8 protein-coding genes are annotated in these 10693 nt (G+C 70.9%); 5 read left to right on the forward strand and 3 right to left on the reverse strand.

Features of this window, described 5'->3' with window-relative positions; translation table 11 throughout:
- Positions 1–93: 93 nt before the first annotated feature.
- Positions 94–1053 carry an ROK family glucokinase gene (locus tag O2L01_RS17395; RefSeq protein WP_270123261.1) on the reverse strand — a complete coding sequence of 320 codons (960 nt, stop codon included), beginning with the start codon at positions 1051–1053 and terminating at the stop codon, positions 94–96.
- 329 nt (positions 1054–1382) lie between these two features.
- Between O2L01_RS17395 and O2L01_RS17400 the strand changes: the two genes are divergently transcribed.
- From O2L01_RS17400 to O2L01_RS17410, 3 genes are read left to right on the forward strand one after another with little or no spacing between them, the layout of a single operon-like run.
- Positions 1383–3197 carry an AMP-dependent synthetase/ligase gene (locus tag O2L01_RS17400; protein WP_270123262.1) on the forward strand — a complete coding sequence of 605 codons (1815 nt, stop codon included), beginning with the start codon at positions 1383–1385 and terminating at the stop codon, positions 3195–3197.
- A 13-nt stretch (positions 3198–3210) separates the two neighbouring features.
- Positions 3211–4962, forward strand: a complete 1752-nt coding sequence (locus O2L01_RS17405) for a sensor histidine kinase (protein ID WP_270123263.1) — start codon at positions 3211–3213, stop codon at positions 4960–4962.
- A gap of 43 nt (positions 4963–5005) precedes the next feature.
- On the forward strand, positions 5006–5677 hold the full coding sequence (locus tag O2L01_RS17410) for a response regulator transcription factor (protein WP_205324017.1): 672 nt from the start codon (positions 5006–5008) through the stop codon (positions 5675–5677).
- A gap of 49 nt (positions 5678–5726) precedes the next feature.
- Here the strand turns inward: O2L01_RS17410 and O2L01_RS17415 are convergent, their stop codons facing one another.
- Positions 5727–6863 (reverse strand): glycosyltransferase family 4 protein, encoded by a 1137-nt coding sequence (locus tag O2L01_RS17415; protein WP_270123264.1) that lies wholly within the window; start codon positions 6861–6863, stop codon positions 5727–5729.
- 130 nt (positions 6864–6993) lie between these two features.
- Between O2L01_RS17415 and O2L01_RS17420 the strand changes: the two genes are divergently transcribed.
- A complete protein-coding gene (locus tag O2L01_RS17420) occupies positions 6994–8400 on the forward strand; it encodes an NYN domain-containing protein (protein ID WP_270123265.1) in 1407 nt (468 codons plus the stop codon).
- Between the two features lie 24 nt (positions 8401–8424).
- On the opposite strand, the gene O2L01_RS17425 is transcribed toward O2L01_RS17420, so the two are convergent.
- Positions 8425–8853, reverse strand: coding sequence for an RDD family protein (locus tag O2L01_RS17425; protein ID WP_270123266.1), 429 nt, complete (start codon positions 8851–8853; stop codon positions 8425–8427).
- 278 nt (positions 8854–9131) lie between these two features.
- Here O2L01_RS17425 and glnA point away from each other — a divergent pair, with 278 nt between their 5' ends.
- Positions 9132–10556 carry a type I glutamate--ammonia ligase gene (glnA, locus tag O2L01_RS17430; protein WP_270123267.1) on the forward strand — a complete coding sequence of 475 codons (1425 nt, stop codon included), beginning with the start codon at positions 9132–9134 and terminating at the stop codon, positions 10554–10556.
- Positions 10557–10693: the final 137 nt, after the last annotated feature.

Raw genomic sequence — 10693 nt, forward strand, 5'->3', positions numbered from 1 at the left:
CGATCCCGGGCCCGGCGGCCGTGACGGGCTGCTCACCGCATGTGCAGGCGAGCGGGCGGGCGCGTGCGCGCCGGCCCTTCCCTGTTGCAGTCCTTAGGGGATGATCTCGCGGTGGCGGGCGAGGTCGGCCGCGCCGATGACGCCGGCCTTGGAGCCGAGCTCGGCGGCGCGGACCTCGGCGACCGGGATCTGGGCGCGGGAGGCCAGGGCCTCCTTGTAGTGCTTGCGGATCGGGTCGAGGAGCAGGTCGCCCGCGTCCACGACGCCGCCGGCGATGAGGATGACGCCGGGGTCGATGAGGTTGACCATGTCCGCGGCGGAGTTGCCGAGGTAGTAGCCGATGAAGTCGAAGGCGCCCAGGGCGACCTCGTCGCCCTGGCGGGCGGCCTCGGTGACCTGGCGGCCGGTGATCGACTCGGGGTCGCCGCCGGCGAGCTTGAGGAGGATCGCGGCCTTCTCGGGGTGCTCGGCCGCGCCCTCCTGGGCGGCGCGGGTCAGGGCCCGGCCGGAGGCGTACTGCTCGAGGCAGCCGTGGCGGCCGCAGCCGCACTTGCGGCCGTCGGGCATGACGGAGCGGATGTGGCCGATCTCGGCCGCGACGCCGTGGGTGCCGCGGAGGAGGTTGTCCTTGACGACGATGCCGCCGCCGACGCCGGTGCCGATCGTGTAGAGCACGGAGGAGCGGTGGGCCTTGGCCGCGCCGAACTTGTGCTCGCCCCAGATGGCGACGTTGGCGTCGTTCTCGACGATGACGGGGAGTTCGACGGCCGCGGCGACCTTGTCGCGCAGCGGCTCGTTCTTCCAGGAGAGGTTGGGGGCGAGCATCACCGTGGAGCGGTCGGAGGAGATCCAGCCCGCCGCGCCGATGCCGACGGCCTCGATCTCGCGGCCTTCGCGCAGCTCTTCGACGACTTCCTTGACGGCCTGGATGACGCCGGTGGTGTCGTCCGCTGGGGTGGGGCGCCGGGTCGTGGCGAGGACGTTGCCGTTCTCGTCGACGACGCCGCCGCCGACTTTGGTGCCCCCGATGTCGACTCCGATAGTCAGACTCACTGCTGTACCCTCCAGCGGTTCACGGTTTGAGGCGTGGAATGCCGCGCGACGCTGCGGGCCACCGAGGACTTTACAGCGCGATGACCTGGAGATGAAATCGGCCGTTCCGTCCTACTCGGCGAAGGTATCACCGGGCGGCGTGGGAGCGGGCCGCTTGGGTGACAGTCCCGCAACGGCGTTCGACGGTCCCGGCCCTGCTCCGCTAAGCTGCCCTTAGCATCATGGTCTGCCTCACAGTCCCTCTTCCGATGGAAGTTGACCCACCGGTAACATGAGCTGTGAGCCACTTTACAAAGCCGTGAACATGGCGTCTTGAACGGAGCCTTTCCATGCGCGAGTTCGCCGTCCCCCCCGTGGTGACTGTGCCCGACGAAGACAACACCCTCACCGCGCTCTGGGACGCGGCCGAGAACCACCCCGCCTCGGTCCTCTTCATGCGGACCTTCGACGGCGGCGCCACCTGGCAGGACGTCACCTCGGTGGAATTCCGCGCGCAAGTCGTCGCCGCCGCGAAGGGCCTGGCCGCGGCCGGCATCCAGCCCGGCGACCGGGTCGCCCTCATGTCCGCCACCCGCTACGAGTGGACCCTCCTCGACTACGCGATCTGGGCCGCCGGCGCCGTCACCGTCACCATCTACGAGACCTCCTCGGCCGACCAGGCGAAATGGATCCTCGAGGACTCCGGCGCGGTCGCCGCGATCGTGGAGAACGCCGAGATGACCGCGATGGTCGAAGGCCTCGGCACCCAGGTCAAGCACGTGTGGACCATCGACGGCGAACCCGGAGCGGTCGACGCCCTCGGCACGCTCGGCGCGGACGCCGACGTCGACATCGAGGAGCGCCGCACCTCGCGCAGCGCCGACGACCTCGCCACGATCGTCTACACCTCCGGGACCACCGGCCGCCCCAAGGGCTGCATGCTCACCCACCGCAACCTGCTGGCCGACATCCGCAACATCGTCCCCGAGGTACCCGGCGTCCTCTACGACGGCGCCCGCATGCTGCTGTTCCTCTCGCTCGCGCACGTCCTCGCCCGCATCCTCCAGCTCGCCGGCATGGAATCGCGCACCACCATCGCGCACGCCGACCGCACCAGGCTCACCGCCATCATGCCCGTGGTCAAGCCGACCACCCTGCTCGCGATCCCCCGCGTGTTCGAGAAGGTCTACGCCGGGGCGTACCAGAAGGCCGTCGACGGCGGCAAGGGCGGCATCTTCGAGAAGGCCGCCGCCTGCGCCAAGGACTACAGCCGCGCCCTCGACAAGCCCGGCGGGCCCGGCCTGGGCCTGAAGCTCCGCCACAAACTCTTCGACCTGCTCGTCTACGGCAAGATCCGCGCCGCGATCGGCGGCGAGTGCAACTCCGCGGTCTCCGGCGGCGCGGCCCTCGGCCCCGAGCTCGGCCACTTCTTCCGCGGCATCGGCGTCACCATCTACGAGGGCTACGGCCTCACCGAGACCTCCCCCGTGCTCTCGCTCAACCTCGAGACCGCGATCAAGGTCGGCTCCATCGGCCGCCCCACCCCCGGCACCGCCCTGCGCGTCGCCGAGGACGGCGAACTCCAGGCCAAGGGCCCGCAGGTCTTCCCCGGGTACTGGAACAACGACGCCGCCACCGCCGAGGTCCTCGACGCCGACGGCTGGTTCTCCACCGGCGACATCGCCGAGATCGACGACGACGGGTACGTCACGATCACCGGCCGCAAGAAGGACATCATCGTCACCGCCGGCGGCAAGAACGTCGCCCCCGGCCCGCTCGAGAAGATCCTCGACTCCCACCCGCTCATCGCGTACGCCATGGTCGTGGGCGAGGGCCGCCCCTTCATCGGCTGCCTGATCTCCCTCGACGGCGAGATGCTCCGCGACTGGCTCACCAGGAACGGCAAGAACCCCGAGACCGCGATCGCCGACCTCACCGAGGACCCCGAGCTGCTCGCGGAGCTGCAGGCGAAGGTCGACGAGGCCAACCAGACGGTCTCCCGGGCCGAGCAGATCAAGCAGTTCCGGGTCATGCCGGTCGAGCTGAGCGAGGACGCCGGGGAAATCACCCCGTCAGTCAAGGTCAAACGCCACGTTGTCATGGAAAAATACTCAAGCGAGATCAACGCGCTCTACGACACGGCGAAGGCGCGACGAAACGAGTGAGCGAGGTGCCCGCATGAGCGATGAGGCGGTGCTGGAGCGCCAGTGGCGACTGCCCGCCCTCGCGCTGCGGGGCGTGCTGTTCGCGCTGGTCGCGGTCTTCGGCTGGGCTTCGGAAGGGCTCGCGGACGCCGCCACCTGGTGCGGCATCCTCGCGCTCGCGGCGCTCCCCGGCGTCGTGCTCCCCCGGCACCGGCTCCTGGCCCCCGCCGGGCAGCTCGCCGAGGTCGCCGTCGTCGTGCTCGGCACCCTCGCCACCGACGGCCTCCCGGCCGCCTGGCTGCTGCCCTACCTGATCGCGCCGTTCGCCACGGCCGCGTTCGACGCCGCCGACCCGAACGCCGAGGACGACCGGTACGCGCGCCTGCGCACCTGGGTCCCCGCCGTGCTCGTCGCCGTCGCCGCGGTCGGGCTCATCGCGCAGACCCCCCGGATCTCCGCGTACGACCGCGGCGCCTACGTCACGACGGTGGCCGTGGCGCTCGCCTTCGGGCTCGCCTCGGCCGTCGGCGCCTGGTGGATGCGCCGCTCCCGCTCCTCGGACATGCACCACTCGCAGCTGCCGTACGCCGAGGCCGCGGCCCTGCTCACACAGCTCCGCGTCGTCGCCCGCCAGCTTCCCGGATCCACACTGGACCCGGGCGGGATCGCGACCGAGATCGTCGACACCGCTTCGCGCATACCGGGAGTCGCCCGCGCGGCCGTGCTCTCCGCGGCCTCCGGCCGGCGCCTGGTCGTGCTCGCCCAGCACGCCGACGAACGCGTCGACTGGGAGACCTCCCCGCAGTTGAACTCGCTCCTCGCCGACGCGTGGGCCGGGCAGAAACCGCAGGCCGGACAGGTGCCCTTGTCGCGCTCCACCCAAGGTCCCGTCGCGTCCCTCGTCATCCCGCTCGTCGCCGAGGGCCGCACCGTGGGCCTCGTCGCGATCGAGTCCGACGATCCGGCCGCGTTCGGCCCTGAAGCGATCACCGCCGCCGAGGACCGCACCAAGGGCGCGGCCCTGCGCCTGGAGACCGCGCTGCTGTTCGAGGACGTGCGGTCCATGGCGACCACTGAGGAACGCCAGCGCCTCGCCCGCGAGATCCACGACGGCATCGCCCAGGAGCTGGCGATGCTCGGCTACGGCATCGACAACGCCATGGCGATCCTCCCGCCCGAGGCCGAGGAGGCCAAGGGCGAGCTGGAGGACCTGCGCTCTGAGGTGACGCGGCTCGTGACCGAGCTGCGGTTCTCGCTGTTCGAACTGCGTTCGAACGTCGACCGTCAGGGCGGACTGGCCTCCGCGATTGCGGACTATGCTCGTACTGTGGGCGCTTCCGCCGGCCTCAGGGTGCACTTGTCGCTCGACGAGGGCGGGGCGAGGCTCCCCGCGAGTACCGAGGCGGAGCTGCTCAGGATCGCGCAAGAGGCGATCACCAACGCCCGCAAGCACGCCCGGGCCGAGAATCTGTGGGTGACGTGCGAGGTCGACCCGCCTTACACGCGCATCGAGGTGACCGACGACGGCCAGGGCCTCTCCGGCGAGGCTTCGGAGGGGCGCTACGGGCTCGCGATCATGAGCGAACGTGCGGAGCGGATCCGGGGATCGTTGGAGATCCGGCCGCATCAGCCGCACGGGACGACGGTCGCGGTGGTGCTCAACGCGGGGGCGCGGCCGACGCCCAGGGCCGAGGCCCCTCGCCCGGGGTCCGCGGCGTGGGCGGCCGCCGACCGCACTTCCAGAACTGAACAGACGGCCCGACGGCCCGACCACGACAAGAACTGATGGCTTGCGAGTGGCCGTGGCAGCCAATGAGGAGAGAGACGAGATGAACGCTGAGGCGCAGGAGACGACCGGTCAGACGACCGTGCTCATCGTCGACGACCACGACCTGATCCGCAAGGGTCTCCGGCATGCCTTCGACCGCGACCCGGAGTTCGAGGTGGTCGGCGAGGCCGACACCGCCGCGGACGCCCTGCGGCATGCCGCTTCCCTCATGCCGTCGGTGGTGATCATGGACCTGCGCCTGCCCGACGGCTCGGGCCTGGACGCGACCCGCAAGCTCCGCAAGGCGCACCCGAACATGGGGATCGTGGTGCTCACGATGTACGCCGGCGACGACCAGCTGTTCGGCGCGCTCGACGCGGGCGCCTCGGCGTTCGTGCCGAAGTCGGCCCCGGCGAACGACGTGGTCTCGGCGGCCCGCCACGCGGCGGCGAACCCGACGGCGTTCAGCGCCGCGGACCTGGCCGAGGCGATGCAGCGGCGGCTGACCCCGACGGGCCCGCAGCTCTCCCCGCGCGAGTCGCAGGTGCTCAAGCTCCTCGCGGACGGCCTGTCGGTGGCGGGGATCGCGAAGCAGCTCTACGTCTCGGAGTCGACCGCGAAGACCCACATCTCGAAGCTCTACGAGAAGCTCGGCGCGGGCAACCGCGCGCAGGCCCTCATGACCGCCCTCAAGCTCGGCCTCCTGGAAGCCCCCGACCAGCCGAAGTTCTGAACGGCGTCTTGCGGCGGGCGGCTCTGACGGGCCGCCCGTTTTCGTCGCTTCAGACCGTTTCGCCGTAGAGCATGCCCTCGAGGCGCTCGGCCTGGCGGTCCCAGGTCCATTCGCTGAGGGCCCATTCGCGGCTGGCCTCGCCGAGCTTGTGCGCGAGCGAGGGGTCGGCGAGGACCTGCGAGAGGCGGAAGGTGATCTCGCCCAGGTCGCGGCCGTCGACGACCCACCCGGACTGGTCGTGCAGGACCGTGTCGGGGGCGCCGCCGGAGTCGCCCGCGATGACGGGCAGGCCGCACGCGGCCGCTTCGAGGAAGACCGCGCCGAGTCCTTCGACGTCGAGGCCGCGGCGGCGGGTCCGGCAGGGCATCGCGAACACGTCCCCGGCGGCGAAGTGCGCGGCGAGTTCGCGTTCGGCGACGCCGCCGGTGAAGACGACCTGGCGTTCCACGCCGTGGGCGCGGGCGAGCGCGCGCAGCCTGGCCTCGTAGGGGCCCTGGCCGACGATGAGCAGCCGCACGTCCTGGCCGACCTGCTCGCGGACGTGCGGGAGGGCCGCGATGAGCATGTCCTGGCCTTTGCGAGGCACGAGCCGCGAGACGCACACGATGACCGGGAGCCCTTGGAGGCCGTGCCGCTCGCGCACCGGGGTGCCGTCGACGCCGGGATGGAACGTCCCGGTGTCGATGCCGAAGGTCAACTGCTCCAGGCGGGTCAGGTGCCCGGCGACCGGGGCGATGCGCCGGTGCGTGTAATCCCCCAGGTAGGTCATGACGTCGAGCGATCCGGCGATGCGGCGCAGCGCGCCGCGGGTGCCGGGCATCATCGCCCAGCCGACCTCGTGGCCGTGGGTGAGGGCGATGGCGCGTTCGATGCCGGTGTCGTGCTTGAGGCCGGCGGCGAGGAGGCCGAGGGGGGCGGCGGCGCCGAACCAGACGCGGTCGCAGCGGTGCTCGCGGGCGAGGGCGGTGACGGCGCGGGCGACCCGGGGCGTGGGCAGGAGCATCGCGGTGCGGTCGCGGACCACGGTGAAGGGCTGGGCGGCGTCGAACTCGGCCCAGCCGGGCGAGGTCGAGGTGTAGACGACCAGGTCGTCGGAGGGCAGCCGCAGGGCCATGCCGTGCACAAAGGTCTGTATGCCGCCCCGGCGGGGCGGGAAGTCGTTGGTCACCAGCAGCGTCCGGCTCATCATGACCCCCTTCATGATCCGACCAGTCTGACACGCGGGTCCGGACGTGCGCTGCGATCCGCGATGACGCGGTGGTGAAGACCTGCGGTCGCCAGTCCCGGCCTGTGACGGCGGTGGCACACTGGTGCCTATGTTGAGCGGCCAGGAAAGCGGCGACGAAGGCCCTGAACCGGCGGTCTCCGGGGACGGCGGCAGCGGGGACGGGGCGTCCGAAGAGGACCCCGCCGAACCTGGGGCCGGGGGCGAGGGCCCGGCGGTGTTCCTGACGGAACCGGTGCGGCGCAGGGCGATCGAGATCGCCGCGGTGGCCATGCCGGGGCTCGCCCCCGGGCAGGTCCCGGCGCGGCTCCGGCGCTTCCTCAAGTTCAACCCGGCGAAGCGGGCGAAGCTCGCGAAGTCCGAGATCGTCGTCTCGCTCGCCACCGACGCGGCGTTCCGCGAGGGCCTGGCCGAAGTGCTCACGGCCACCGATTCGAAACTGATCGCGTCCGTCGCCACGGGCGGCGAGGTCTCGCCGATGGCCGACCCGGCCGAGGTCGCCGCGCTCGCGTACCTGATCCGGCCCGAGGGCTGGCGGGAGCTCGTCGCCACCGCGGCGCAGGCCGTGCCCGAACCCCCGGCGGCCCCGGCCGCCGAAGCCACGCCGCAGGTGGACCCGAAGCGGTTGGCGGCGTTGGAGAAGGAGAACGGGAAGCTCCGCGGGGCGCTCGCCGAGCAGCGTTCGGCCGCCGCGGTCCTGCAGGAGGAGCTGCGGCGGGTCCGCCGGGACCTGAAGGACGCCGAGGACAAGGCCGTGAAGGCCGCTGGGGACCTCGCCGCCGAGCGGGGCCGGCTCAAGCACCTCGACGCGGAGCGGCGCTCGGAGCGCCGCCGCCTCGAATCCGAAGTGGAGTCGCTGCGGTCGCAGCTCGAACGCGTGCGCAAGGCCGACAGGGAGCACGAGCGGCTGATGTCGGCCCGGTTGTGGCTGCTCATGGACACGCTCTCGGGCACGGCCACGGGCCTGCGCCGCGAGCTCGGGCTCGAACCGGTCGCGGAGCGCCCGGCGGACTACATCGGCGACGAGCTGTGCGCCGAACCCGAGGAGCGCACCGCCGAGGGCTCGCGCGGCCTCGAGCAGACCGACCCGCAGCGCCTCGACCACCTGCTGTCGCTGCCGAACCCGCACCTCATCGTCGACGGCTACAACGTCACGATCTCGGCCTGGGGCGAGACGCTGACCTTGGAGCAGCAGCGCAACCGGCTCGTCCAGGGCCTCGGTGCGGTCGCGGCGCAGACGAACGCGGAGATCACCGTGGTCTTCGACGGGGCCGACGCGATCTTCGGCACGAAACCGAGCGCCCGCGGCGTGCGGGTCCTGTTCAGCGCCAAGGGGCAGATCGCCGACGACGTGGTGGTCGAACTCGCGCGGGTCGAGCCCGAGGGCCGGCCGGTCATCGTCGTGTCGTCGGACCAGGAGGTCGCGACGCGGGTGCGCCGCGAAGGCGCCTACCCGGTGCCGTCGCCGCTGCTCGTCCGGTGGCTGCAGCGGAGCTGAAGCGGAGCTCCGCCGGCCGCGGCGTCAGGCCGCGCGCGGCGGCACTTTCAGCATCACCGATCCGGCGGCGAGATCGTGCAGGCCGCGGTGGTACGGGTGGGCCAGCGCGGTCAGGGCCGGGAGCAGGAGCGAGAGCAGCAGCGCCCGCACGAAGGAGCGAACGAGGCCGAGGCGGCCGCCGGTCGCGGCCGAGACGCAGGCGATGCGCATGGCCATCATGCCGAGCGACTGGCTGCCGAAGCTCATGCACAGCGTGTAGTACAGCAGGAAGATCAGCGAGACGGCGATGTTGACGCCGAACGGGTCGGGGGTGATCCTCGCGACCGTGAGGTAGGAGAAGACCAGGCACAGGATCCAGTCGACGAGCAGCGCGACGAACCGCGCGCCGAGGGTGGCCAGGTCCTGGCCGGAGCCGGTGGTTTCGGGGGTGTTCGCACCGCGTTCGCTCGTCATGGCGCGAGTCTACGGGTCGGCCCGAAAGGTGCCTTCTGCACCGCCGTGAGCAGTGGTTTCGGTCAATGTGGAACAGACCTGAACAACGCAAGTAACACGCACGAAACATTTGATTTACGGTGGGGCAATTGATCGCGGTTAGCGTTTCGCCTAATAAGCTTAGGCGTCGACAGCGAGGTCGGCCAGTCCGGCGAAGCTTGCGAGCCGGCCCTGAGTACGGCCGTCCGGGGAACCGTCCGCGGGACTCCGGCACCTCACCTACCGAGAGGAATACCTTCGTGTTCTCCAGCCCTGAAGAGCTCCTCGGCTACGTCCGCGACAACGACGTGAAGTTCATCGACGTCCGCTTCTGCGACCTGCCCGGCGTCATGCAGCACTTCAACATCCCGGCCGAGTCCTTCGACGACGACCTCCTCGAGGAAGGCCTCGCGTTCGACGGCTCCTCGATCCGCGGCTTCCAAGAGATCCACGAGTCGGACATGCTGCTCCTGCCGGACGTGGCGACCGCGTTCGTCGACCCCTTCCGCGAGCAGAAGACGCTCGCCCTGAACTTCTTCGTGCACGACCCGTTCACCCGCGAGGCCTACAGCCGCGACCCCCGCAACGTCGCGAAGAAGGCCGAGCAGTACCTGGCCGGCTCCGGCATCGCCGACACCGCGTACTTCGGCGCCGAGGCGGAGTTCTACATCTTCGACTCGATCCGCTTCGACCAGACCGCCAACCAGGCTTTCTACGAGATCGACTCGGTCGAGGGCGCGTGGAACACCGGTGCCGACGAGCCCGGCGGCAACCTCGGCTACAAGCCGCGCCACAAGGGCGGGTATTTCCCGGTCGGCCCGGTCGACCACTTCGCGGACCTGCGCGACCGCATGGTCACCAACCTCATCGAGGGCGGCCTCACCATCGAGCGCGCCCACCACGAGGTCGGCACCGCGGGCCAGTCGGAGATCAACTACCGCTTCGACACGCTGCTGCACTCCGGCGACGACGTGCAGAAGTTCAAGTACATCATCAAGAACACCGCGACCCAGGCCGGCAAGACCGTCACGTTCATGCCGAAGCCGCTGTTCGGCGACAACGGCTCGGGCATGCACACCCACCAGTCGCTGTGGGCGAACGGCGAGCCGCTGTTCTACGACGAGACCGGTTACGCCGGCCTCTCGGACACCGCCCGCCACTACATCGGCGGCCTGCTCCGGCACGCCCCGAGCCTGCTCGCGTTCACGAACCCGTCGGTGAACTCCTACCGCCGCCTGGTGCCGGGCTTCGAGGCCCCCGTGAACCTCGTGTACTCGCAGCGCAACCGCTCCGCGTGCACCCGCATCCCGGTGACCGGCTCCAACGCCAAGGCCAAGCGCGTCGAGTTCCGCGTGCCGGACCCGTCGAGCAACCCGTACCTGGCGTTCTCGGCCATGCTCATGGCGGGCCTGGACGGCATCAAGAACAAGATCGAGCCGCCGGCGCCGGTCGACAAGGACCTGTACGAGCTCGGCCCGGAGGAGTACGGCGACATCCAGCAGGTCCCCGGCTCGCTCGACGCGGTGCTCGACAACCTCGAGGCCGACCACGACTTCCTCACCGAGGGCGGCGTGTTCACCCCGGACCTGATCGAGACGTGGATCTCCTACAAGCGCGAGAACGAGATCGACCCGATCCGCCTCCGCCCGACCCCGCACGAGTTCGACCTGTACTACGAAGTGTAACGAGTAGTACCAAAAGGTACCGCCTACGAGCCGCGTCGAGGGCGTGCGGCGCTCCCGCGTTGCCGCCACCGTCTCCGAGCTCGTGGCCCGCATCCGCGCCACGGTCCCTGAAGCGGTCTACCTCGCCGCCGAGGCCG

It is taken from the genome of Glycomyces lechevalierae, from assembly GCF_027622945.1.
Classification (GTDB): Bacteria; Actinomycetota; Actinomycetes; order Mycobacteriales; family Micromonosporaceae; genus Glycomyces; species Glycomyces rutgersensis.